Annotated in this window: 18 protein-coding genes; 11 read left to right on the top strand and 7 right to left on the bottom strand. The window is 68.2% G+C overall.

What is annotated here, in order from left to right; genetic code table 11:
* Positions 1-36: 36 nt before the first annotated feature.
* Genes recD through recC form a run of 3 tightly spaced genes read right to left on the bottom strand, consistent with a single transcriptional unit; the run spans position 37 to position 8878 of the window.
* Positions 37-1872, bottom strand: a complete 1836-nt coding sequence (gene recD, locus DT603_RS08520) for an exodeoxyribonuclease V subunit alpha (protein ID WP_162349459.1) — start codon at positions 1870-1872, stop codon at positions 37-39.
* Positions 1869-5489 carry an exodeoxyribonuclease V subunit beta gene (gene recB, locus DT603_RS08515; protein ID WP_162349458.1) on the bottom strand — a complete coding sequence of 1207 codons (3621 nt, stop codon included), beginning with the start codon at positions 5487-5489 and terminating at the stop codon, positions 1869-1871. The genes recD and recB overlap by 4 nt, the downstream gene beginning before the upstream one ends.
* Positions 5486-8878, bottom strand: coding sequence for an exodeoxyribonuclease V subunit gamma (recC, locus tag DT603_RS08510; protein ID WP_162349457.1), 3393 nt, complete (start codon positions 8876-8878; stop codon positions 5486-5488). Before recC ends, recB begins: the two co-directional genes overlap by 4 nt.
* A 176-nt stretch (positions 8879-9054) precedes the next feature.
* Between recC and DT603_RS08505 the strand changes: the two genes are divergently transcribed.
* The 6 genes from DT603_RS08505 to DT603_RS08480 are packed head-to-tail and all read left to right on the top strand — an operon-like array spanning position 9055 to position 13139.
* The gene (locus DT603_RS08505; protein WP_162349456.1) at positions 9055-9843 is read left to right on the top strand and encodes an ABC transporter ATP-binding protein; all 789 of its coding nucleotides are present in this window, start codon (positions 9055-9057) and stop codon (positions 9841-9843) included.
* A complete protein-coding gene (locus DT603_RS08500; protein ID WP_162349455.1) occupies positions 9843-10595 on the top strand; it encodes an MlaE family lipid ABC transporter permease subunit in 753 nt (250 codons plus the stop codon). Before DT603_RS08505 ends, DT603_RS08500 begins: the two co-directional genes overlap by 1 nt.
* A 3-nt stretch (positions 10596-10598) precedes the next feature.
* Positions 10599-11141, top strand: a complete 543-nt coding sequence (mlaD, locus tag DT603_RS08495) for an outer membrane lipid asymmetry maintenance protein MlaD (protein WP_162349454.1) — start codon at positions 10599-10601, stop codon at positions 11139-11141.
* Positions 11138-11797 (top strand): MlaC/ttg2D family ABC transporter substrate-binding protein, encoded by a 660-nt coding sequence (locus DT603_RS08490; RefSeq protein ID WP_162349453.1) that lies wholly within the window; start codon positions 11138-11140, stop codon positions 11795-11797. Before mlaD ends, DT603_RS08490 begins: the two co-directional genes overlap by 4 nt.
* Positions 11784-12098: an STAS domain-containing protein gene (locus DT603_RS08485; RefSeq protein ID WP_162349452.1), complete on the top strand. Its 315-nt coding sequence runs from the start codon at positions 11784-11786 to the stop codon at positions 12096-12098. The genes DT603_RS08490 and DT603_RS08485 overlap by 14 nt, the downstream gene beginning before the upstream one ends.
* An 18-nt stretch (positions 12099-12116) precedes the next feature.
* Positions 12117-13139, top strand: a complete 1023-nt coding sequence (locus tag DT603_RS08480; RefSeq protein ID WP_162349451.1) for an MlaA family lipoprotein — start codon at positions 12117-12119, stop codon at positions 13137-13139.
* A gap of 150 nt (positions 13140-13289) precedes the next feature.
* Here the strand turns inward: DT603_RS08480 and DT603_RS08475 are convergent, their stop codons facing one another.
* Entirely contained in the window at positions 13290-14633 is a 1344-nt protein-coding gene (locus tag DT603_RS08475; RefSeq protein WP_162349450.1) for a DNA recombination protein RmuC, read from the bottom strand.
* 301 nt (positions 14634-14934) lie between these two features.
* On the opposite strand from DT603_RS08475, the gene DT603_RS08470 reads away from it, so the two are divergent.
* The 4 genes from DT603_RS08470 (at position 14935) to putP (ending at position 17941) form a co-directional block, all read left to right on the top strand.
* A complete protein-coding gene (locus tag DT603_RS08470; RefSeq protein ID WP_162349449.1) occupies positions 14935-15288 on the top strand; it encodes a DUF3147 family protein in 354 nt (117 codons plus the stop codon).
* 30 nt (positions 15289-15318) lie between these two features.
* Positions 15319-15726, top strand: coding sequence for a hypothetical protein (locus tag DT603_RS08465; RefSeq protein ID WP_162349448.1), 408 nt, complete (start codon positions 15319-15321; stop codon positions 15724-15726).
* Positions 15727-15858: 132 nt separating this feature from the next.
* Positions 15859-16251 carry a YciI family protein gene (locus DT603_RS08460; protein WP_162349447.1) on the top strand — a complete coding sequence of 131 codons (393 nt, stop codon included), beginning with the start codon at positions 15859-15861 and terminating at the stop codon, positions 16249-16251.
* A 202-nt stretch (positions 16252-16453) separates the two neighbouring features.
* Entirely contained in the window at positions 16454-17941 is a 1488-nt protein-coding gene (gene putP / locus DT603_RS08455) for a sodium/proline symporter PutP (protein ID WP_162349446.1), read from the top strand.
* Positions 17942-18080: 139 nt separating this feature from the next.
* On the opposite strand, the gene DT603_RS08450 is transcribed toward putP, so the two are convergent.
* On the bottom strand, positions 18081-19247 hold the full coding sequence (locus DT603_RS08450; RefSeq protein ID WP_162349445.1) for a class I SAM-dependent rRNA methyltransferase: 1167 nt from the start codon (positions 19245-19247) through the stop codon (positions 18081-18083).
* A gap of 248 nt (positions 19248-19495) precedes the next feature.
* On the opposite strand from DT603_RS08450, the gene DT603_RS08445 reads away from it, so the two are divergent.
* Positions 19496-20263, top strand: a complete 768-nt coding sequence (locus DT603_RS08445) for a rhomboid family intramembrane serine protease (RefSeq protein WP_162349444.1) — start codon at positions 19496-19498, stop codon at positions 20261-20263.
* A 244-nt stretch (positions 20264-20507) separates the two neighbouring features.
* On the opposite strand, the gene DT603_RS08440 is transcribed toward DT603_RS08445, so the two are convergent.
* Positions 20508-22814, bottom strand: coding sequence for a TonB-dependent receptor (locus DT603_RS08440; RefSeq protein WP_162349443.1), 2307 nt, complete (start codon positions 22812-22814; stop codon positions 20508-20510).
* 221 nt (positions 22815-23035) lie between these two features.
* On the bottom strand, positions 23036-23518 hold the full coding sequence (locus DT603_RS08435) for an Lrp/AsnC family transcriptional regulator (RefSeq protein WP_162349442.1): 483 nt from the start codon (positions 23516-23518) through the stop codon (positions 23036-23038).
* Between the last annotated feature and the right edge of the window lie 51 nt (positions 23519-23569).

Genomic DNA, 23569 nt, shown 5'->3' with positions numbered 1-23569 from the left:
GGACGCGCATCGTACCCCAGCCCCTGCAACGAACCGTCATGCCAGCCGCGCGGCCAGCCCCGAGACGCGTTCGACGCGCCGCGCCAGCGCGCTGCGCAGCGATTCGGCACTGGCGCAGACATGCACCTCGCGGCGCGCCCGGGTCAGGGCGGTGTAGACCAGTTCGCGCGACAGCACCCGGGTGGGCTGGCGCGGCAACTGCAGCCACACGCTGTCGAATTCCGAACCCTGGGCCTTGTGCACGGTCATCGCGAACGCACTCTCGTGTGCGGGCAGCGCGGAAGGATGGAAAGGGCGCGGTCCGTCTTCCGCATCGCCGGGGAACCAGGCCAGCACCGCGCCCTGCGCGTTGCGCAGGCAGATGCCGATGTCGCCGTTGAACAGGCGCTGGCGATAGCTGTTCTCGGTGACCAGCAACAGGCGGCCATGGAAGTAGGCAGGTCCACGGTTGCCCGCCAGCCCACGGTTACTCGCCAGCATGTCCTCGATGCGGGCATTCAGGCCGCGCGCGCCCTGCGGCCCTTCGCGCACCGCGGTGAGCAGGCGCAGGCGCGAGGCCTGGGCCAGCGCGGCCTGCGGTTCGTCGATCCCGGCAAGCCCGCGCCAATGCGCCAGCAATGTCTCGCGCTGCGCGGCCAGCGGATCGAACAGGTTCTCGTGGAAATGGACGCCGGCCAGCTGGCCGCCGCGCAACAACGCCAGTGCCGTGTCCGCATCGCCCTCGCGCACGGCCGCGGCCAGTGGCGAAAGATCCAGCGTCGCGGCCTGCCGATAGCCGCGGAGCAGATGGACATGATGCCCCGACAGCGAAGAACGCTGGCCGGTTTCGGCCTTGCCGTTGTCACCCAGCAGGGGCAACAGGGCGGGCGGGACCGCGAGCGAAAGGCCGTCACCGGCTGCAGCCAGGATCGCGGCCAGCACGTCGCCCGCCTCCACCGAGGGCAGCTGGTCCGGATCGCCCAGCAGCACCAGCCGTGCCCCTACCGCCACCGCTTCCACCAGCTTGCACATCAGCGGCAGGTCGACCATCGAGGCCTCGTCGACGACCACGATGTCGAAGGGCAAGGGATTGTCGGCATCGAAACGGAAACGCGGACTGTCGGGAATGGTGCCGAGCAGGCGATGCAGGGTGCTGGCCTCGGTCGGCAGCCCATCGCACAGCGCCGCGTCCACGCCCGGCAGTGCGCGCAAGCCGGCCACCGCGCTGCGCAGGCTCTCGGCCATGCGCTCGGCCGCGCGGCCGGTCGGCGCAGCCAGCGCAACGCGCGGCAGCACGCCGCCCGCGTGCATCGTCTGCGCGGTCAGCAACAGCAACAGGCGCGCGATGGTGGTGGTCTTGCCGGTGCCGGGACCGCCGGTGACCAGCAGCAGCGAACGCAGCAGCGCCGTCGCCGCCGCGTGCGCCTGCCGATCGTCGCCCGATCGTGCATCGGGAAACAGGCTCGCGAACAGCGGCGCGAGTGTTTCGAGGTCGCTCGCTGGTGGCGAATGCGCCGCCAGCTGCTGCAGCCGCATCGCCAGGCGGAATTCGTACTGGCGATAGCGGCGCAGGTAGAGCAAGCCGTTTTCCAGCACCAGCGGCGTGGCCGTGGAAGCCGGTGTGCTTGCGGAGGATCGATCGATCCAGCGCGAATCGGCGAGGGCTTCATTCCATTCCTGCGCGCCGGGCCATTCCATCTCCCCATCGAACAGCACCTGCGGCCGCGCCGGGTCGAAGCCGGCGTGGCCCTGGCCCACCGCCAGCGAGGCCAGCGCGGCGCCGGCCAGGACCAGGTCCGGCGTGGCCGGGTCGAGCTTGCGCAGGCTCTGCGCCAGGGCGTGATCGATCACCCGCAAGGCGCCTGCGCGGTACAGGTCGTCGAGCAGGCTCATGGCTTGCCTCCTGCAAACAGCGCATCCAGTGCTTCCACCAGTGCAACCGTGGGCGTCCACGCATGGATGCCGCCGACGCTGCCCCCGGCCCAGGCCAGCCCGCGACAGAACAGATAGCGCACGCCGCCGAAATCGCGCGCGTAGTCATACGCCTCGCCGAGCCGGAAACGCAACCAGCGATGCAGGGCCACGGTGTAGATCAGCGCCTGCAGGTCGTACTCGCTGTGCGCCATCGCCTGTTCCAGTGCGCCGGCGTCGTAGCCGGGCAGGCGATTGGACTTGTAGTCGAGCAGGTACCAGCGCCCGTCGCGCTGGTAGGTCAGATCGATCTTGCCGGTCATCAGGCCTTCCAGTTGGCGGCGCAGGCCGAAGGCGCGACGCTCGCGTGCCACCCCGTGGGTGTGCAGGACCTGCAGCAGCGCATCGACGGCGGTCGGCTGCAGGGCGAAATGGAATTCAAGTTCGGCACGGCGCTGGTCCGCGGGCAGCTCGCACAGGCGCCCGCCTTCGGGCAGCGGCACGGTCAGCGTGCGACCGACCAGCGAAACCAGCTCGACGAGGCCATCGTCGACATCGGCCGCCGCGTAACCACCATTGAGCAGCGCGTCGCGCAAGGCCTGTTCCTGCCCACTGGGCGCAGCATCTTCGCCCCACGCCGACCAGGCATTGAAATCCACGTGCTCCAGCGCGTCGTGCAGCACGTTACCGAACCGGCTGCCGCTGAAGCGCGTGTCGAACGCCGCCGCCAACGCGGCGGTTTCGGCGAGCACGATGTCCGGTTCGTCGCCGGCGCCCTTCTCGTCCGCGTCCACGGCTGCAATCGCGCCGTACTCACCGGCGTCGGCCTTGCTCAGCTGGGTGAAGCTGTAGACCCACCAGTCGCGCGGCACCACCCGCTGTGCGCGCCGCGCCTCGGGCACATCGGTTTCGGCCTCCGCCGGCAACGAGGGTGGCAGCCCCTGTGGCGCACGCTCGTCCACCACGATGTCGCTGCCACCCTGCAGCTGCGTCCACTGCGCGACCATCGGTGCAAGCGCGGTGTTGCCATGCTTGTAGAAATCGCCGCAGGCCAGCCACAGCGCGTGTTCGGCGCGGGTCAGGCCGACATACAGCAGCCGGGCGTCCTCGGCACTCTGTTCGTGTTCCCACGCGGCCACCGCGTCGTTCCAGCGTTGTGAATCATCGTCCTTGCCCATTTTCCAATGCAGCACGCGGCCGCCCGGGGCCGGTACCTGGCAATGCCGCGCCGGTTTTTCCGTGGACCGGCCGATGCCGATGAAGGGCAGGAACACCAGCGGGAACTCCAGGCCCTTGGCTTTGTGCAATGTCAGTATCTGCACGCGGCGCGCGTCCGATTCCAGGCGCAGCAACTGTTGCTCGTCATTGGCGTCGGCGTCGGCGATGTGGCTGCGCAGCCAGTCGACCAGGCCATGCAAACCCAGTGCGCGCGCATCGGCTTCCTGCAACAGTTCGCCCAGCTGCAGCGTATTGGTCAGGCGGCGCTCGCCATCGTGGAGCCGCAGCAGGCGTTCGGCGTTGGCCGCGCACAGGTCCGAGACCAGGGCCAGCGGCCCGTGCCGCTGCCAGCGCTCGCGCCATTGCAAGGCGAGCAGCTGGCGTTCGCTGCGCCAGTCGTCATCCTGGTCCAGGCGCGCGATGCCGGCGGCGTCGATGCCCAGCAACTGGGTCGACAGCGCCGCGCGCAGCCGGCCTTCGTCGTTGGGTTGCAGCAGGGCCTCGAACACGGCGAGCAGTTCTTCGGCCTGTTCGGTCTCGAACAGGCTGCGCTTGCCCGCCGCGACCGCCGGGATGCCGACCGCCGCCAGGTTGGCCTGCATCAGCGTGGCTTCGGCATGGCTGCGGACCAGCACGGCGATATCGCCCGGCTGCACCGGCGCACCGTCGATCAGCGCGGAACCGGCGCGCGCCTGGTCCAGCACCGCGCGGATTTCGCCGACACAGGCTTCGGCCGCCAGCTGCCGCGAGTGCGGCGCGCTGAACGCCTTGCGCGCGCCGTCGGCATCGGCCTGCGGATTGAGCAGCACGCGCACGGTCAACGCCGGCGCCGGCTTGCCGTGGCGCAGGTAATCGGCATCGGCATTGCCCGCGCCGGGCCGTACCGGCTGGAACTGGATACCCGCATCGACGAAAGCGTGTTCGCCCGCCTGCGCGTACAGCGCTTCGATGGCACGCAGCACCGACGGCCGCGAGCGGAAGTTGTGCAGCAGCGGCGGCGCCTGCACCGCTTCGCGCTTCGCGGCCAGGTAGGTATGCACATCGCCGCCGCGGAAGCCATAGATGGCCTGCTTGGGATCGCCGATCAGGAACAGCGTCAAGGCCTCCCCGACCTCCGTTGCGCCGATTGCGTTCGCGGCGAACACCCGGCGGAAGATCGACCACTGGCGCGCGTCGGTGTCCTGGAACTCGTCCACCAGCGCCACGGCGTACTGGCTGCGCAGGTTGCGGGCCAGGGCCTCGCCCTGGTCGCCATCAAGCGCATTGGCGACTTCGTCGATGAGATCGTCATAGCTCTGCAGCCGGCGGGTCTGCTTGAGCAACGCCAGGCGCTGGCGGGCGTCGTCGCGGATGCGATAGAGCAGGATCAGGGCCTGTTCGGCCAGCCATTGCGTGCGTGCGCGCTCGGCGCCGAACCAGTCCGACAGCGCCTCGAACAGCGGCGAGCGGGGCAACAGACCTTCTGCGCCGGCCTTGGCAAATCCCTGCATGCGCTCGGGCGTGAGCTTGTCCAGGTGCGCGTCGTCGCAGCTGAGGCAGGCGCCCGCCAGTCCGCGGTCCAGCGACTGCCAGGCCTGCTCGAAACTGGCGGCGCGCGCCTTGCGTCCGTCGAAGTGCCTGGCGGCGAATGCATGGGCGATGCTGGCGCGCGCGTCATCGCCGTGGCGGGCGTGGGCGGCGCACAGCGCATCGAACGCGGCCTGCAGCGCAGGCGCGGGATCGGCAGACGCCTCCGGGCGCGCGGGCAGCAACTGCGGGATGCGCAGCAGGCTGTCCAGATCGCGGGCCAGGGCATCGGGGGTGGCCCACAGCCCCTGCAGCAACTCGGCATCGCCGGCATCGGCGCCATGCGCGCGCCACACGTCGGCCGCCACTTCATCGAGCAGTTCACGCTCGCTGCCGATCATCTGCGGCGCATCGAAGGCCTGCCCGGTCTGCAGGGCATGTTCGGACAATACGCGCGCGCAGAAGCCGTGGATGGTGAATACCGAGGCCAGGTCGATTTCATGCTCGGCGCGGCGCAGGCGCGCATGCAGGCTGGCGGCGTCTTCCGAAGCCAGCCGACGCTGGAGGAGGGCCAGCGTCAAGGCGACTTCGGCATCGTCGCCTGCCTCCACTGGCTCGCCCGTCATCAGCTTGCCGCTGAGGGTGGCGGCCAGCGCCAGGCGCTTGCGCAGGCGCGCGCGCAGCTCCTGCGTCGCCGCCTCGGTGAAGGTCACCGCCAGGATCTGCCTCAGCGCCAGTCCGCGCTCGACCACCAGTCGCGTCACCAGCGTGGCCAGGGTAAAGGTCTTGCCGGTGCCGGCGCTGGCCTCGATCAACTGCAAGCCGTCGAGCTCCAGGTCCAGGTAAGCGTCGGCTGCGGGAACGGCTGCGCTCATGCACCCTCCCCGTCGCGGCCGTGGACCACCGCGTCGAACACCAGCCGGGCAATGGCGCGGAACTCCTCGCCCAGTGCTTCGTCCTCGAAGGGATTGCGGCCACGCAAGGCCAGCCGCGCACTGGCGGTGCCGCCTTCGCTGTAACCGCGATCGGCCTGCCACTGGTCCTGCGCCCGTTCCCAAGGCGACTTGCTGTTGGCGCGCAGCTTCTCGCCGGCTTGCAGGCGTTGTTCGCCCTCGTAGTACAGCCAGCCGGCGCGCGGCGCGAACGGCAGTGGTTCGCGCAGGCCGTGCGCGCGCAGTTGCAGCAGCGCGGCCAGGGCGGCGCGCGCACGTTCGGCATCGACCGGCTCGCGCGCCAGCGGGCCCGGCCCGGCGCCGGTGTCGTGGAACTGGAACAGCCGGCTGCCGCGCCCGAGGGCCGACATCACCAGCCAGTCCAGGCCGTGCAAAATCTGCGAAGGCCCGTGCAGCTTGTCCATGCGCAGGCGCGGCAGGTCGGCACCATAGACCTCGTGGATGCGGCCGTGCAGGCGAACCCCTTGCAGATCCAGTTCGAATGCTTCCGAGACGGCTTCGCGCGGCCCGCGCCAGTGCACGAAGGCCTCGGCATACGGCTGCACCTGCGCGCGCAGCACCTGCAGCTGGCGCAGGCCCAGTGGACCGGAGGGCAACAGGGCGCGGGCGCGCAGGCGCGCATGCAGTGCCGCGTCGTCGACCGGGCCCTGCACGCACGCCTCCCAGACGGCCTGCTGGAGTTGCCAGCGTTGCAGTCCGCCGGCGGGGGCCAGCGGGTCGAGATCGTCATCGGCCTCGCCCGCCTCGGGCAGGCGGATGGCCAGGCGGTTGCGCAGGAAGGCATCGGCCGGGTCGCGCAGGAAGTTGCGCAGTTCCTGCAGCGACAGCGACTGCACGGGTTCAGCGGCGCCTTCGAGTGCATCGACCAGCCAGCGCGCCGGCGCGACCCGGGCCGAAGCATTCGAGCCGGCGGCCGGATGCCATTCGCGCCGATAGCTGAAGCGGCGCGGTTCGCTGGCGGCGTCCTCGCCGTCGCCGGCACCGAACGCTGCAGGCGCGAACGGCTGCAGCGGGTGGGTGACCACCAGCGCCCTGGCTGCCGCGGCCGGATCGGCGTGGTAGCGCGCCGCGGTGTCCAGCAGTTCGGAGACCAGCACCGAAGGTTCGCGCACGCTGCCATCGCGCGGGTCGGCGCCCAGGAAGCTGAGGTAGAACACCTCCGAGGCGGCGCTGAACAGTTGCAGGAACAGATAGCGGTCGTCCTCGCGCAGGGAACGATCGCCATGGCGGCGCTGCTTCGTTCCCAGTTCGGCGGTCAGCTGGTTGAGCCCGGCGGCCGGGTCGCGACGCGGATAGTCGCCGTCGTTCATGCCCAGCACGCAGATGGCGCGGAACGGCAGCAGCCGCATCGGCACCATGCGCCCGAAGCTGACCCCGCCGGTCAGCAACGGCGCGCGGGTGTCGGCCTCGGCCAGGGCGGCGCCGAAATGCGCGCGCACCACTTCCGGCGGCAGCGGCTGGGTGAAGCCGGCGCGGCGCGCGGCGTCGGCGAAGCGCTCGATGCTGCTGCGCAGGCGCTCCAGCGCGCGCTGGTCGGCCGGCGCCTGCGGCGCTTGCGGCAGGATCGCCTCGAGCAGGCCGAGCAGGCGTTCGCGCCACTGCGCCGGGGTCAGGCTTTCGCCGAGCACGCGCTCATGCCGGGCCAGCACCCGCAGCAGCCGGATGAGGGCGTCCAGCGCCACCAGGGCGCTGCCTTCCAGCTCCGGCCACGGGGCCACGCCGGCAATGTCGCTCTCCTCGCCGCTGGCATGGCCCAGCAACAGGCGATCCAGGGCGAAGGCCCAGGTATAGGCCTCGTCGCGCGGGGCCTGCTGGCGCTGGCGATGACCGGCATCGATGCCCCAGCGCGCACCGGCCGCCGAAAGCCAGCCATGCAGGCGCTCGAGGGCCGGCGCATCCAGGCCGGCGGCGCTGGCGATGGGCGCGCAGGCCAGCAGGTCGAGAATTTCGTTGAGCCCGAAGCGCGACACCGGCAGGGCCAGCAGCTGCAGGAACACCTCGGCCAGCGGCTCGCTGGCCAGCGGACTGGTGTCGGCCAGCGCGTAGGGAATGAAGTCCGGGCCGCCGGCCAGGCCACCGAACACGGCCTCGACGTAAGGCGCGTAGGGATCGATGTCCGGCGCCAGCACGGCGATCTCGCGCGCCTGCAGTGGCGGATCGAAGCGCTTGTCCTCCAGCAATCCGCGCAGCTGGTCGTGCAGGACCTGGACCTCGCGCAGGCGGGTGTGGCAGGCGTGGACCTGCAGGCTGACATCCTGCACGTCGATTGCCGGGCGCCAGGGTGCCGATGGCGCCGGACGGCGATGCAGCAGGTCGCGCTGCAGGCGTTGCAGCAGGGAATCGCGTTCGGGCTGGTCGGCGCCGCGCTGTTCGGGATCGTCGTAGGCGGCGATCTCGCCGGACGGGTGCACCACCTCGTAACTGCCCAGCACCGACACGAAATCGCGGCCCGCCGCGCCCCAGGCTTCGAGCAATGGGGTCTCCGGCTCGTTGCGCGCGAAGGGATCCTGCTGCTGGGTGCGCAGCTTCTCGCCCAGCGTCTGCAGGTCGCCCCAGTACGAGCGCGTCGGCGTGGGCATGTAGAAATGCATGGTGCCGACGCGGGCCTGGGTGGCGATGACCCGCAGCACGTCCGGCGACACATTGAGCGTGGCGAAGGCGAACAGGCGCGACGGCAGGCCGGCCGGCAAGGGCGCATCGCCACCCTCGGCGCCGGCGAACCTGGCCAGGTAATCGTCGATGCGGCGCGCGCGATGGGCCTTGCCGCGGGCGATGCGCCGCCACAGCACCGCCTGCGGATCGCGCGGCGCCTGGCCGGCTTCCCAGCCCAGCAGCCAGTCGCGGCGCCAGGCCTGGTATTTCTCGAACACCGAGGCCAGCTCGCCGGCCAGCGACCACGGCTTCAGCGCCTGGTCGCCTTCCAGGTAGCGCCGCAGCGGCTGCATGACCGGATCGCGCAGCAAGGCCGCATCGGTCAGCGCCGCATACAACTGCCACTGCAGGGCGTCGGCGCCCAGGTCCTCGGCGGCGCCGGGTTCGGCCTGACCCGGACTTGATACAGGGTTGGCGTCCAGGGCGCGCGCCACGAACTCGCCCGGGGTCAGGAACTCCAGGTTGGCGGCGATGCCGTGTTCGGCCGCCAGCGTGGCCTGCAGCCACCGCCGCATGGCGACCTGCGGAATCAGCACCAGGTCCGGCGCCAGCAATGGCTGCCCCGCTGCCGGCGTGCGCAGTTCGTTAGCCATCAGGGCGGCCAGCACTTCCAGCGAATTGGAGTGGTAGAGGCGGAAGTCGGTGGCAGGTGCGGGCATCGCCCCATCTTGCCGCAGCGTGGTCGCATCTGCCGCGACTGCCTCACTTGCATGCCTCAACGCGGGCCAGAGCAGGAAGAAAAGAGATGGTCCTCGCGCAAAATAAAACTCGACAGTGCAATATTGTTCAGCTGCCGACCCTGATCCTCCACGGTCGTCTGGAGTTTGACTCGCCCATGCCTTCCCCTGATTCGCCTGCCGTTCGCCTGTCCAGCACCCGGCTCGACCGTGGTGGGCGCACGATCCTGCGCGACATCGACCTGTCGGTGCCGCGCGGCAGCATCACTGCCGTGCTGGGACCCTCGGGCAGCGGCAAGTCGACGCTGCTGGCGGCCTTGACCGGCGAGTTGCCGCCGGCGGCGGGCACGGTGGAAGTCTTCGACAGGCCGGTACCCCTGGGCACCCGCCACCTGCTGGAGATGCGCAAGTCCATCGGCGTGCTGTTGCAGGGCAACGGCCTGCTGACCGACCTGACCGTGGCCGAGAACGTGGCCCTGCCGCTGCGCACGCATACGAAGTTGCCGGCCCTGCTGGTCGAGCGCATCGTCGACTTCAAGCTCAACGCGGTCGGCCTGCTGGCCGCGCGCGATGCCTACCCGCGCGAACTGTCGGGCGGCATGGCCCGGCGCGTGGCCCTGGCCCGCGCCCTGGCCCTGGATCCGCCGCTGATGATCTACGACGAGCCACTGACCGGGCTGGACCCGATCGCCAGCGGCGTGATCATGAGTCTGATCCAGCGCCTCAACGACACCCTGGGCCTGACCAGCATCATCGTTACCCACCACGTGCACGAGACCCTGCCGATCGCCGACCAGGCCGTGGTCATCGCCAATGGCGGCATCGTGTTCTCGGGTACGCCTGCGGAGCTGGAGAACAGCGCCGACCCGCTGGTGCGGCAGTTCCTGCGCGGCGAACCCGACGGCCCCATCGCCTTCGACGCCACGCCCCGGACCGAGGCCGCCTGATGGCCTTCGCCCCCGCCATCCGCTCGCTGGGCCGGGCCGGCCTGTTCACCCTGTCGGTGCTCCGGTCGTCTCGGCCGACGAAGGACTTTTTCGCCGAACTTGTCCGTGAAATCTACAAGATTGGCGGACGTTCGCTGCCTATCGTCGCTGCCGGCGGCGCCTTCGTCGGCCTCTCGGTGACCCTGCTCGGCTACCGTGCCCTGGAAACCTACGGCGCCACCAGCCAGGTCAGCGCCCTGCTCGGCCTGGGCCTGTACCGGGAACTGGGGCCGGTGCTGACCGCGCTGTTGTTCGTCGGCCGGGCCGGCAGTTCGATCGCCGCCGAGCTGGGCCTGATGCGCGCCACCGACCAGATCAAGGCGCTGGAACTGATGGCCATCGATCCGATCGCCAAGGCCGTGGCGCCGCGTTTCTGGGCGGCGGTGATCAGCGTGCCGCTGCTGACCGGCTTCTTCTGCAGCCTGGCCATCACCGCCGGCTACCTGGAAGCGGTGCATGTCATCGGCGTGGATTCGGGCACCTTCTGGCAGACCCTGAAGGACAGTGTCGATTTCGCCGACGACTTCTGCGTGGCCTTCATCAAGGCCGCGATCTTCGGCGGCACCAGCGCGCTGGTGGCCGCCTACGTGGGCTTCCATGCCGAGCCCACCATCGAAGGCACCTCGGTGGCCACCACCCGCGCGGTAGTGAATGCCTCGCTGCTGGTGCTGATGTTCAATTTCGTTCTTTCCGCATTGTTGTTCAGGAGTTGACCCATGGCCGTTCGCGGACCCCGTCTTGAATTCGCCGTTGGTGCCTTCCTGCTGCTGGCCCTGGCCTCGCTGCTGGTGCTGGCGATCGCCTCGACCAACCAGAAGTTCGGTTTCGGCGGCAGCAGCTACGAGCTGACCGCGCGCTTCAGCAACCTGGGCCAGCTGCGCCCGCAGGCGCCGGTGAAGATCGGCGGCGTGGTGATCGGCAAGGTCTCGAAGATCGTGCTGGACCCGGTCAAGTTCGATTCGGTGGTCACCCTGGACATCAATAATGAATACAAGGAACTGCCCGCCGACACTTCGGCCGGCATCTTCACCAGTGGTTTGCTGGGCGAGAACTACATTGGCCTGTCTCCGGGCGGTGACCCGGAAGTCCTGAAGCCCGGCGAAGAGATCGCCTTCACCCAACCCGCGGTCGACCTGTTGCAGCTGGTCGGCAAATACATGTTCAGCGGCGGCGGAAAGCCGGCCGAGGGCGCCGATGCCGGCGCCGACGCCAGCACCCCGCCTGCCGCACCCCCGTCCTCCGAGGAACCCGCCAAATGAAGAATTCCCTGCTTTCGCTCGTTATCGCTTCGGCCCTGCTTGCAGGCGCGCCCCTGCTGGCCACCGCCCAGACCGCCAAGGCCGCTAAGACGGCCCCGGCCGCGCAGGGTTCGGCCAGCAAGCTGGTGCTGGACAGCAGCACCCGCATCCTGACCACGCTGGAAGCGCGCCGCGCCGAGTTCCGCAAGAACCCCGCCACGCTCAAGCAGTTCATCACCGGCGAATTCACCCGCATGTTCGACCGCGAGTACGCCGCCCGCCTGGTGCTGGGCGTGCATGGCCGCGGCGCCTCCGACGCCGACGTCAAGGGCTTCGCCGACGCCCTGGCCGACAACCTGATGTCGCGCTATGGCACCTCGCTGCTCGACTTCAACAGCAAGCTGCGGGTGCGGGTCAAATCCGAATCGGCGCTGCCGGGCAACCGCGGCGTGAAGGTTTCCAGCGAGATGCTGCGCGACGGCGGCGAACCGATCCCGGTCGACTACCTGATGCGCAACGTGGGCGGGCAGTGGAAGGTGTTCGACGTGATGGTCGAAGGCATCTCCTACGTGCAGACCTTCAAGAACCAGTTCGACACCCCGCTGCGCCAGAAGACCCTGCCCCAGGTCACCGCCGAGCTGCGCTCGGGCAAGCTGCAGGCCAGTGGCAACAACTGAGGCCCGGGTCACCCGCGAGGGTGACGCACTGGTATTCGCCGGGGCGCTCGACCGCGCCGCGGCGGCGGGGCTGTGGGCGCCAGCCAGCCAGGTCGCGGCGGGGGCGCAACGCATCGTCCTGACCAATGTCACTACCGTGGACAGTGCCGGGCTGGCATTGTTGGCCGAACTGGCCGCGCGGCTGCGCGCGGCCGGGGCCCCGGTCGCCATCGAAGGCGAGCCCGCCGGCCTGTCGGAACTGCGTACCGCGTACAGATTGACGCCCGGGCTGGACTTCCCCGGTGCGACCCCCACCACGTAAGACACCCAGGGAAGCGGGATGAACCTGTTACGCGTCACTACCCTCGTTGCCCTCGCCGCGCTGGCCTCGGCCTGTGCCTCGACTCCACCGGTCGCGGTTGGCCCACCCCCGGCCGAAACCCTGGTCGTGGGCGAAGCAGCGGCGCCAGCCGCGGGCCCGGCCGAGCCCGGGTTCGTGGCCGACGCCACCCCGGCCGTGGGTACGGCCCCGGCTGCGGAGACACCGCCGGCTGCCACCGACGGCACCGCCGCCGAGGACGATTACAGCGCCATCTACGGCGACGAGTACAACCCGGTGGCCGACCCCACCCTGCCGCCGGGCGTGCAGATGCCGGTGTCGTACGACCCGTGGGAAAAGTTCAACCGCAACATGCATTCCTTCAACAACGCGGTGGACCGGGCCGTGGCGCGTCCGCTGGCGCAGACCTACGTGAAGGTGGTGCCGCGCCCGGCGCGCCTGGGCGTGAGCAATTTCTTCAGCAACCTGGGTGAGCCGATCACCGCCCTCAACAGCCTGCTGCAGGGCAAGCCGGTGCAGGCCGGGCAGTCGCTGGGGCGGTTCCTGCTGAATTCCACCCTGGGCATCGGTGGCATCTTCGACCCGGCCAGCGACGCCAAGCTGCCGCGCAAGAACGAGGACTTCGGCCAGACCCTGGGCGTGTGGGGCTGGAAGCGCTCGCGCTACGTGGAGCTGCCGCTGTTCGGGCCGCGCACCATCCGCGACGTGTTCGGCCTGATCGGCGACTCGCCGCTGTCGCTGATCCGTGGGGTCGAGGACGACAAGACCCGGTTCTTCCTGCAGGGCCTGCAACTGGTCGACGTGCGCACGCAGTTGCTGTCGGTCGACGCGTTGCGCGAAGGCGCGGTGGACGAATACGCGCTGTTCCGCGATTCGTGGCTGCAGCGCCGCAACTACCAGATCGGCGACGATCGCCGGAAATCCGACGACGAGAACCTGCCCGACTACCTGCTGGAAGAAGAAGAGAACCCCACCGTGCCGATGGACGCGATGCCGGTGCTGGTGCCTACGCCGGGCGGGTGAGGGCAACCGGGCCCCGGTGGCCCATTCCGTATCGAATAAAGTCGTCATCCCGGCGCAAGCCGGGACCCGACCAAACGGGTGACGCCGATTCCGCCAGCACTGGAAAGCGGATCCAGGCTTGCGCCGGGATGACCCGACCGGGTTGCTCCATTACTCCTGCGAATCCTCGCTCTCGCTCCCCGGCAAGCCCTGTTCCCCTTCGCTGGGCAACGACTCCACGTCGCGCAGCCTGCGTTCGATCGCGCGCGTGCGCACACCGGTCTTCTCGATTTGGGTGCTGGCCTGGTCCAGCTTGCTCTTCACCGAATCGAGTACGTCGCCGAACTTGGAGAACTCGGTCTTGACCGCGCCCAGGGTCTTCCATACTTCGCTGGAACGCTTCTCGATGGCCAGGGTGCGGAAGCCCATGTGGAAGCTGGTCATCAGCGCCAGCAGCGTGGTCGGGCCGGCGACGGCGATGCGCTGGTCGCGTTGCAGCGCGTCGACCAGGCCGGGGCGGCGCAGCACTTCGGCGTAGAGGCCCTCGGTGGGCAGGAACAGGATGGCGAATTCGGTGGTGTGCGGCGGCGACACGTATTTTTCGCGGATGCGGGTGGCCTCCAGGCGCACGCGGCGCTCCAGTGCGTCGCCAGACACGCGCGCGGCGTCGGCGTCGGCGCGCTCCTGGGCATCGAGCAGGCGTTCGTAATCCTCGCGAGGGAACTTGGCATCGATCGGCAGCCAGACCACCGAATCCACCGAGGAACCCGGAAAGCGCACCGCGAATTCCACCCGGTCGTTGCTGCCGGGCACGGTGGCGACGTTGGCCGAGTACTGGTCGGGGGCGAACACCTGTTCCAGCAGGCCGGCCAGCTGCACTTCGCCGAATACGCCGCGCGACTTTACGTTGTTGAGCACGCGCTGCAAGCCGCCGACGTCGGCCGCCAGCTTGTTCATGTCGCCCAGTCCCTGATGGACCTGCGCCAGCATGGTGGTGACGTTGCCGAAGCTTTCGGTCAGGCGGGTTTCCAGGGTGGCGTGCAGTTTTTCGTCCACGGTCTGGCGCATCTGCTCGAGCTTGGCGGTGTTGTCGGCCTGCAGTTCCTTGAGGCGCGATTCGAGGGTGGCGCGCAGTTCGCCGATGCGCAGTTCGTTGCGCTGGGTGAGTTCGTTGAGGCGCTGGCTCAGGGTGTCGCTGAAACGTTGTTGCTGCTCGGCACTTTCCTGGCGGCCCTTGCGTGCGTCCTCGCCCAGCGCTTCGCGCAGGAGATCGAGGCGCTGGTCGGTGCGCGTACTCAGCTCGGTGAGGTTGCGGCCGAAGCCTTCGATACGCGTTTCCTGCTGGCGCGACAGGCTGTCGAGCTGCTCGCGCAATTCACCGCGCCCATTGCGCTGTTCCTCGCGCAGGGCCAGCTCCATGCGCTGCTCGGGGCGGCGCAGCAGCAATACGACCAGCAGGACCACGGCGGCGGCGGCCAGCAACAGCAGGATCAGCAAAAGGGTGTTGGTTTCCATGGCCACAGTGTAGCGGGGCCGGTCTCACCGATTGCGCCGGCGGCTTGTTCGCTCCCTGCGCGGCATATCGCGTCCAGGCCCGCAGATTACGTAGGCTTGCGGCAATGGCTACACCATCATGCTCCATCGTAATGCGCAGGAACCTGGACAAACCCATGACGTGTCCCGGCCCAACTGCTGACCGTGCAGACCACCTCCGCGTCGGCAACTTCCTGCATCCAGGACCCTCGCTACTCCTGGCTCCTGTTGCTGCAGCTCAGCGGCTGTTATTTTCACGCATCAAGAAAGTCCGGAGATCACCATGGCTTGGCTCATCACGAAATACCTGCTGACCGCGGCGGTCGTGGTCCTAGTTTCGGAGGCGGCCAAGCGCAGCGACAAGCTGGGCGGATTCATTGCCGCGCTGCCGCTGGTCACCTTCCTTGCGCTGATCTGGCTGTATGTGGAGAAGCAGCCGCAGGCCAGGATTTCCAACCATGCCTGGTACACGTTCTGGTACGTGCTGCCGACGTTGCCGATGTTCCTGGCCTTCCCGCTGCTGCTGCCGCGCCTGGGATTCTGGCTGACCATGCTGGCCAGCGTCGGCATCACGGTGTTGTGCTTTGGCGTGTTCGCCATGGTGGTCCGGCAGTTCGGCATCCAGTTGCTGCCGTGAACGGGACGATTGCACGGGGGCAAAGAATCCATGATTCCTGAAGCAGCGCGTTTCTGGGTGTTCGTAGCGGTGTCGCTGGTGGTGTTCATCGGCCTCCTGCGTTTCGTTACGCGGCAGCGTGTTGTCCGCCCCCGGCTGAAGGTGGTGCTGGTGCTGGCAGCCGTCGTGGTCGTGGGCGGCATGGTCTTTGCCAAATTCGGCAACAACGCCGGCCTGCCGTGGTGGATCTACTACACGGTGCCGGCACTGGCCACCTTGCTGCTGCCTCCGGCGGTCCTGGGTCTGTCGGGCCGCGAGCTGGCCTGGTACCTGGCGCTGGCGTTGCTGTCGTCGCCGGCCATCCATGTCGCCTTCTCGCTGTTGCTGGACTGGCACGAGTACATGCCCTTCATATCGGTGCCGTCGTTGCGCGACCTGCTGGCCGGCGCGAATGGCTGACGTCGGGCCCTAGCCTGGCCGCACGGTCCGTGGCCAGGCGTTGTCTAGCGGGAAGGCCGGCGAGCAGCGTGCAACTGTCAGCACAAGGCCGGCTCCCATTGCCTACTGCACCGCCCGCGCATGGAAAACAGCATGGCCGAGCCAGCCTCCAACGAATACCTGGTCCTCTCCCGCGGCCAGTGGGACCGGGATGCCGATCCTGCGGACATCCAGGTTGCCATCGACGCGTTCTATACCTGGCTCGAGCGGATGATCGAGGAGGGGAAGATGAAGATGGGGCAGCGGCTGGACATGCCCGGCGCCACGGTTTCCCGGAAGGGCGTGGTCACCGACGGGCCGTTCGGGGAAGCCAAGGAAGTGGTCGGCGGTTACTGGTTCATCCTGGCGCACAGCCTGGAAGAGGCGGCAGCGCTTGCTTCGGAAAATCCCTGCCTGCGCCATGGCCTCTTTTTCGAGATCCGCCCCATCGATACCGCCCGGGCCAATGCCTACACGGCCATGACCGAAAATTCAGGCGCGGATTGAACACCGCGCGCGTGCTCCGGCGATCGGAGTGATGCCGCGCATCGCAGCTTGATCGGGCCCCTTGGCGCAGCGCCATTGCCTGGCATGCCTTGGCGCTTTAGGCTGCCGACGATTCTCCGCAGATGCTCCCGGTCCGGCCGCCTTTCCCCGGCTGGCCGCTGCGCGGGCCTGCATACTCCAGCAACGACACCCAAGGACTCCAATGACCGCCAGCACCCCGTTGCTCGTCACCTTCGCCGCCTACCTGCTGGTGATGATTGGCATCGGCTTCATGGCCTGGCGCCGTACCCGCACCTTCGACGACTACATCCTGGGCGGCCGTTCGCTGGGCAGCTATGTCACCGCGCTGGCCGCCGGCGCCTCGGACATGAGTGGTTGGCTGATGATGGGCCTGCCCGGTGCGTTGTACCTGGGTGGGGCGTCGGAGGCCTGGATCGCCATCGGCCTGATCGTGGGCGCGTGGTGCAACTGGAAGTACGTTGCCGGCCCCCTGCGCGTCTACACCGAGCAGACGCGCAACGCGCTGACCCTGCCGGACTATTTCACCCATCGTTTCGCCGACGAGAGCCGCCTGCTGCGCATCCTCTCGGCGCTGGTGATCCTGGTGTTCTTCGCCGTCTATTGCGCCTCTGGCATCGTCGCCGGGGCGCGCCTGTTCGAGAGCATGTTCGGCCTGCCATATGCACAGGCGATGTTCTGGGGCGCGGCAGTCACCATCGCCTACACCTTCATCGGCGGCTTCCTGGCGGTGAGCTGGACCGACACCGTGCAGGCCACCCTGATGATCTTCGCGCTGCTGCTGGTGCCGATGTTCACGATCGCCGCCGTGGGCGGGTTGGCCCCGGCACTGGCGATGGTCGAACAGGTCGATCCGGCACGCCTGCACTGGGTCGGCGCGGGTGGGCTTGTCGCCATTGTTTCCTCGGCGGCATGGGGCCTGGGTTATTTCGGGCAACCCCATATCCTGGCCCGGTTCATGGCCGCAGACAGCCTGGCGACGATCCCGCGCGCGAGGCGCATCGGCATGACCTGGATGATCCTGTGCCTGTCCGGCGCGGTGGCAACCGGCTTCTTCGGCATTGCCTGGTTCGCCGCGCATCCGCAGGCAGCCGCACCGGTCGATGCCAATCCAGAGCGCGTCTTCATCGCGCTGTCGGAGCTGCTGTTCAATCCGTGGGTGGCCGGGGTGCTGCTGTCGGCGATCCTGGCCGCGATCATGAGCACGCTGTCGGCGCAGTTGCTGGTCTGCTCCAGCGCGCTGACCGAAGATTTCTACCGCGGCTTCCTGCGGCCGCGCGCCGGCCATGCCGAACTGGTGTGGTTCGGGCGGGCCATGGTGCTGATGGTGGCGCTGCTTGCGGTGTGGATCGCGCGCGATCCGGACAGCCGTGTGCTCGGCCTGGTGGCTTACGCGTGGGCGGGATTCGGTGCCGCGTTCGGGCCGGTGGTGCTGCTGTCGTTGTTCTGGAAGCGGATGACGCGCAACGGCGCGCTGGCCGGCATGGTGACGGGCGCCTTGACCGTGGTCCTGTGGAAACAGACCGGCAGCGCTTTGTATGAAATCGTGCCGGGCTTCTTCGCCGCCACGGTCGCCATCTTCGTCGTCAGCCTGTTGGGCAAGGCCCCCAGCGCGCAGCTGCAGTCACAGCATGAGCAGGTGCACGCGACCCTGGGCAAGCACGGCTACTGAATGTTCCGACGCAGGGTGGGCCTTGGCCCACCGTTGCCCTCGTTCCGGCGCTGCCGGGATGCTGGCGGAACCACGTCGATCATTGCCATCGCAAGCGACGACATGGCCATGGTGGGCCAGGGCCCACCCTACGATGTGCTCAGAACACCCGGCAGAACACCGCCTTTAGGTAACGCGATTCCTGCACGTGGGCCATGAACGGATGGTCGGCGCCGGCGCCTGACAACTTCAGGATCTGGATGGTGCGGCCCGAGAAATAGGCGGCGCGGCGCAGCATGTCGAGGAATTCCTGTTCGCTGACCAGGCCGGTGCAGGAGAACGTGGCGAACAGTCCGCCCGGCTTGACCACGCCCAGCGCCAACTTGTTCATGTCCAGGTATTTCTTCAGCGCCGCGATCACCTGCTCGCGATCGCGGGTCATCTTGGCCGGGTCCAGGATCACCACGTCGTAAAGATCCTTGGCATTGCCCGCATCACGCAGCCACGGGAAGATGTCGGCCTGCACGAACTTCAACCGCACGTCGTTGAGCTTGGCGTTGCCCTTGGCGATCGAGATCACGTCCTCGTCGATGTCCACGCCGACCACTTCCTCGGCGCCGCGGACCTTGGCGTACACGCCGAAGCCGCCGGTGTTGCAGCACAGGTCCAGCACGCGCTTGCCAGCGACCTGTTGCGACAGCCACTCGCGGTTGTCGCGCTGGTCGGCGAAGAAACCGGTCTTGTGCGCGCCAGCCGGATCGGCGCGGAAGTGCACGCCGTTCTCGGTGATGATCGCCGGCGCCGGCGGTTCGGTGCCACGGAAGTCGAACGACTCCTGCTTCTGCACGTGTTCCTCGGCGAAGCTGTAGAAGCGCGCGCCCGGAAACTGTTCCTTCAGTGCGTCGTAGATCCAGTCGCGGTGGCGGAACATGCCGGCGCTGAAGAACTCGACCACCAGCAGGTCGTCATAGCGGTCGACCACCAGGCCCGACAGGCCGTCGCCTTCGGCATGCACCACGCGCCAGGCGTTGGAGGTCTCGTCGAGCTTGAGCACCTCGCGGCGCAGGGACACGGCCTGGGCGATCTTGCGCGAGAACCAGTCGGCATCGACCGCCACGTCGGGATCGGTTTCCAGGATGCGCACGGCAATGCGCGAGTGGCCGTTGTAGAAGCCACGGCCGATCCACTCGCCGTCGACGCCGATCACATCGACGATGCTGCCGGGCTTGGGTTTGGGCTCGGGCTTGGCGACGAGTTTCTGGAAGATCCAGGGATGGCTGGAGCGCCAGGCGTTCTTGAGGTGGACGGCGGGGAGTGGCGTATTCATGGACCCATTCTACGCGGTGGCTGCTTGGCCTCCTCCCTTTTGCGCAGCAAAGGGGAGGGTTGGGGAGGGGTGCTCTTGGCGTATTGATTGGCGGCCCTGCAACTCGCCCTTCGTATCTCCATCGGGTCTGTTCGCGTGAATTTAATCGCCAAGAGCACCCCGCGCCACGGTCCCTTGGAGCTCATCGGGATTCACCATCCCTCACCACCCACCCTTGCATTCCCGCGTCACGCCGCCATCCCTTTCGCATGGACCCCTACCACCCCGACGATCCCCGCTACGACCCGCAAACCCAGGCCCGGATAGACCGTGGCAGGCTCAAGCGCGCGCTCAACCTCAGCCTGATGTTCGTGCTCCTGCTGGCCATCGTGTATTCGGCGCAGGGCAGTTTAGACACCCGTGCGTTCGCGGTGGCGCCACAGTCGCTGCCGGGCCTGCTGGGGCTATTGACCGCGCCCTTGCTGCATGGCTCGCTGGAACACATCGTCGCCAATGCCAGTTCGTTGCTGATCCTGGGGACGCTGGCCGGCAGCGTGTATCCGCGCGCTACCGCCTGGTCGCTGCCCCTGCTGTGGCTGGGCTCGGGACTCGGTGCATGGTGGCTGGGCGCGCCGGGCAGTTTCCACCTGGGCGCCAGCGGTCTGACCCATGGCCTGATGTTCCTGGTCTTCGCACTGGGCGTGTTGCGGCGCGACCGCGCCGCGATCGCCACCGGCATGATCGCGTTCTTCTTCTACGGCGGCATGCTGTTGACGGTGCTGCCCAGGGAGCCCGGCGTTTCCTGGCAGTCGCACCTGGGTGGCGCGGTGGCCGGCCTCCTCGCCGCGATGCTGTTCCGCAAGCTGGACCCGGCCTTGCCGCGCAAGCGCTACAGCTGGGAAGACGAGGAAGAAACCCTGGCGCCGCTGGACGATGAGCTGGAACCGCCCGCGCCCCGCCAGGTGCCGGTGTTGTGGAACCGCGCCGAGCGCCAGGACGAACACGGCGTGGTTTTGAAGTTCCCGCCACGCGAGTAGCCAAGGACGGATCAGGAGCGACGCGACCCTTGTAGGAGCGACGCCCCCCGAGGGGACTTCCTTCAGGGCGCAAGTCGCGAAGCACGCCGGCCTGCAGATCTCGGCACTCATGGCTTCCCTGCTTCGCGACTCGCGTCCCTCCTACAACAGCCGCAACTGCCGCGTCCGGCAGTATCCGGGCTAGCTCGCACCTGCAGGAAAAGAGCCGGACAAGCCGGCTCTTTTCCCTGCCCACTGGCGCCGCTCAGAACCGGGCGCTGAACTCCACGCCGACCGTGCGCGGTTCGTTGAGGAAGCCGGTCAGGTTGTTGAAGTCGATGCCGCCGACGATGCGGGTCTGGTCGGTGATGTTGCGGCCGAACACGGCCACGCCGTAGTCACCCTGGTTCCAGTTGTAGCCGATGCGCAGGCCGCCTTCGACCGAGGACTTGCCGGTGAATTCCACCGAGTCGTACAGGAAGAAGCTCACTTCGCTGCGATAGGCCCAATCGGTGAACACGTAGAACTCGCCGCCCTCGCCCACCGGCATGGCCCAGCGCGCGGTCACGTTGTGCACCCACTTGGGCGCCTGTGGCAGGGAGTTGCCATCGATCAGGTAGAGGCCCGAACCCGGCGCGGTTTCCGGATCGGTGACCGTGCAGCCACCGCCGCAGCCGGGCACGGCCAGGCTGGCGTCCTGGATCTCGGTGTCGTTGTAGCTGCTGCCCAGGGTGACCAGCAGGTTGTCGGTCAGGTAGGCCTCGAGGTCCAGTTCGAAACCCTGGCCGACGGTCTTGTCGGCGTTGAGCAGGGTCGCGCTGTTGCCGCCGCCGCCGACCGCGATGATCTGCTGGTCGTTGACGTCATAGCGGAACACGTTGAAGCCCAGGCGCGCGCGCTTGTCCCAGAGATCGGCCTTGATGCCGGCCTCGTAGGAAATCACTTCTTCCGAATCGGCGGTTGAGACACCCCCGTTGTCGGCCACCGCATCGGCGCTGGCGAACAGCAGGCGGCCCTGGATCGACGGCGCGCGGAAGCCCTTGGCCACGCGCGCGTAGAAATTGACGTCTTCGTTGAGGGCATAGACCCCGCTCAGGTCCCAGCTGACGTCGTTGACGTCGGTGCTGACCGTATACGGGCCGCCGACCGGCGCGGCCGAGAACGGCGCCGCTTCCAGCACGCTGGCGCTGAAGTCCTTCTTGTCCTGCGTGTACCGCAGGCCGCCGCGCAGGGTGAAGGCATCGGTGACTTCGAAATCACCGGAGGCGAACACCGCCCAGGCCTTGTTGCGCTGGTCCTGGATGGCATAGCCGGCGCGCGGATTGCCAGGCGTCAGCGAGTCGTAGTTGAAGCTGTCGATGCTGATGTCTTCGTCGTAGTAGAACAGGCCGGCCTGCCAGTCGAAGCGTCCCCATTCGTTTGACTCGACGCGGAATTCCTGCGTGATCTGGCGGTGGTCGGGCAGGCCGTCGGCCGATTCCGATGCGAACGGAATGAAACCCGGACCGGAGTTGCCCGGGCCCAGGAACGCGGCGCCGAAGCCGCCGTCGATGTCGCCACGGTTGAGCGATTCGGCGGTCTCGTAACCGGTGATGGAATACAGGTTGACCCGGCCCAGCTCCCAGCGCAGGCGCGCGCTGCCGCCCCAGGTATCGAGCTCGGAAAAGTTCACGCCGTCGGTGGACACCTGGTCGCGGTCGAAGCCCGGCACCAGGTTGTTGGTGCCGGGGTCGATGATGTTGGCGCGGAACAGGCGCGCGGTGCCGTTGAGGTGGCGCTTGTGCAGGTTGAACAGGCCTTCGAACGCGTCACCCTCGTACAGGAACTGCACGCGCGCGGCCGATTCGTCGTAGCCCTCGGCGCCGCGGTCGGGACCCGGTTCGTTGGTGTTGGTGACCGAGTCCTCGCGGCGCTGGAACAGCACCGAGGCGCGCGCCGACCAGCGATCGGTCAGGCCGCCGCCCACCGCGCCTTCCACGTTCCACATGTTGTCGGTGCCGTAGGACAGCCGGCCGTAGCCGCCGAATTCCTGGGTCGGCTTGGCCGATTCGAACTTGACCACGCCGGCCGGGGTGTTGCGACCGAACAGGGTGCCCTGCGGACCACGCAGCACTTCGATGCGCTCCAGGTCGAACACCGGGAAGCCTTTCAGCAGGGGGCTTTCCTGGACCACGTCGTCATAGATCAGCGACACCGGCTGCGAGGCGTTGAGGTCGAAGTCGGTGTTGCCCAGGCCGCGGACGTAGAAGCGCGGGAAGGCGCGGCCGTAGGAGGATTCGATGTTCAGGCTGGGCACGCGCGCGGACAGGAACCGCACGTCGTTGCCGCCGGACGCCAGCACGTCGAGCTTCTCGCTGCTGATGGTGCTGATCGACACCGGCACGTCCTGGATGTTCTCGACCCGGCGCTGGGCAGTGACTTCCACGGCCTCCAGGGTGGTGGCTTCGTTGGATCGCGTGGCCGGGGCGGAAGGCGCGGTGTCCTGGGCGAAAGCGGGGCCGAAGGGCAGCACGGCGACAATGGCAAGGGCGAGTCGGTGCGGACGCACGGACGAGGGACGGCTTGGGGACATGGCGGGAGCTTCCGTAGGATGGTGGAAGGGGGCGGGCGTACCTAGCACCCGCATGTTGCAGGACAGCAACAGCCGGGGCAATGGCCGCAAGTCCTGTTGAGTGGCCGCGCCGGCGATGACGACCGGCGACGCTGTCGCGTTGGTAGCGCCGGGCGTTCCCGGCTGGGCCGCGTTGGGCGAAGAGATCAGCCGGGCAAGCCGGGCCATGCAACACCCGGACTTCAGCCCAGATGGCCCAGCGGCAGCGCCCGGGTCTGCTTGACCGTGCGCAGGACGAAACTGGAATTCACATCGGCCACGCCGGTGGCGTTGATCAGCTTGTCCAGCAGGAAACTGGAGAAGTGTTCCAGGTCCTGCACCACCACCTGCAGCAGGTAGTCCATGTCGCCGGTGAGCGCATGGCAGGCGACCACCTCGTCCCAGCTGCTGACGCCTTCGATGAATCGGTCGAGGCCGAGCTGCCCATGTTTTTCCAGCTGCACGCGCACGAAGGCCTGCAGCCCCAGGCCGACCCGCTTGGGGTCGACGAGTGCCGCATATCCCTGGATCACGCCGGCCGCCTCCAGGCGCTGGACCCGGCGCAGGCAGGCCGACGGCGACAGGTTCACCTGGCTGGCAATCTCGGCATTGGTGGCGCGTCCATCCTGCTGCAGGAGTGCGAGCAGGCGCAGGTCGGTGCGGTCCAGAGACAGGGATTCGGTCATTTCATGCTCTATTTTCCACTGATACGCACGAATATTGCGCTGACGGCCGCC

Source organism: Pseudoxanthomonas gei (assembly GCF_010119615.1).
GTDB lineage: Bacteria > Pseudomonadota > Gammaproteobacteria > Xanthomonadales > Xanthomonadaceae > Pseudoxanthomonas_A > Pseudoxanthomonas_A gei.
This window is presented reverse-complemented; position numbering and strand designations above follow the sequence as displayed.

Coding starts and splice junctions, on each gene's coding strand:
- DT603_RS08435 (WP_162349442.1), bottom strand. CDS start 23,518: ATGACCGAATCCCTGTCTCTGGACCGCACCGACCTGCGCCTGCTCGCA.
- DT603_RS08480 (WP_162349451.1), top strand. CDS start 12,117: ATGAACCTGTTACGCGTCACTACCCTCGTTGCCCTCGCCGCGCTGGCC.
- DT603_RS08460 (WP_162349447.1), top strand. CDS start 15,859: ATGGCCGAGCCAGCCTCCAACGAATACCTGGTCCTCTCCCGCGGCCAG.
- DT603_RS08450 (WP_162349445.1), bottom strand. CDS start 19,247: ATGAATACGCCACTCCCCGCCGTCCACCTCAAGAACGCCTGGCGCTCC.
- DT603_RS08470 (WP_162349449.1), top strand. CDS start 14,935: ATGGCTTGGCTCATCACGAAATACCTGCTGACCGCGGCGGTCGTGGTC.
- mlaD (WP_162349454.1), top strand. CDS start 10,599: ATGGCCGTTCGCGGACCCCGTCTTGAATTCGCCGTTGGTGCCTTCCTG.
- DT603_RS08465 (WP_162349448.1), top strand. CDS start 15,319: ATGATTCCTGAAGCAGCGCGTTTCTGGGTGTTCGTAGCGGTGTCGCTG.
- recB (WP_162349458.1), bottom strand. CDS start 5,489: ATGAGCGCAGCCGTTCCCGCAGCCGACGCTTACCTGGACCTGGAGCTC.
- DT603_RS08445 (WP_162349444.1), top strand. CDS start 19,496: ATGGACCCCTACCACCCCGACGATCCCCGCTACGACCCGCAAACCCAG.
- recD (WP_162349459.1), bottom strand. CDS start 1,872: ATGAGCCTGCTCGACGACCTGTACCGCGCAGGCGCCTTGCGGGTGATC.
- DT603_RS08440 (WP_162349443.1), bottom strand. CDS start 22,814: ATGTCCCCAAGCCGTCCCTCGTCCGTGCGTCCGCACCGACTCGCCCTT.
- DT603_RS08475 (WP_162349450.1), bottom strand. CDS start 14,633: ATGGAAACCAACACCCTTTTGCTGATCCTGCTGTTGCTGGCCGCCGCC.
- recC (WP_162349457.1), bottom strand. CDS start 8,878: ATGCCCGCACCTGCCACCGACTTCCGCCTCTACCACTCCAATTCGCTG.
- putP (WP_162349446.1), top strand. CDS start 16,454: ATGACCGCCAGCACCCCGTTGCTCGTCACCTTCGCCGCCTACCTGCTG.
- DT603_RS08505 (WP_162349456.1), top strand. CDS start 9,055: ATGCCTTCCCCTGATTCGCCTGCCGTTCGCCTGTCCAGCACCCGGCTC.
- DT603_RS08490 (WP_162349453.1), top strand. CDS start 11,138: ATGAAGAATTCCCTGCTTTCGCTCGTTATCGCTTCGGCCCTGCTTGCA.
- DT603_RS08500 (WP_162349455.1), top strand. CDS start 9,843: ATGGCCTTCGCCCCCGCCATCCGCTCGCTGGGCCGGGCCGGCCTGTTC.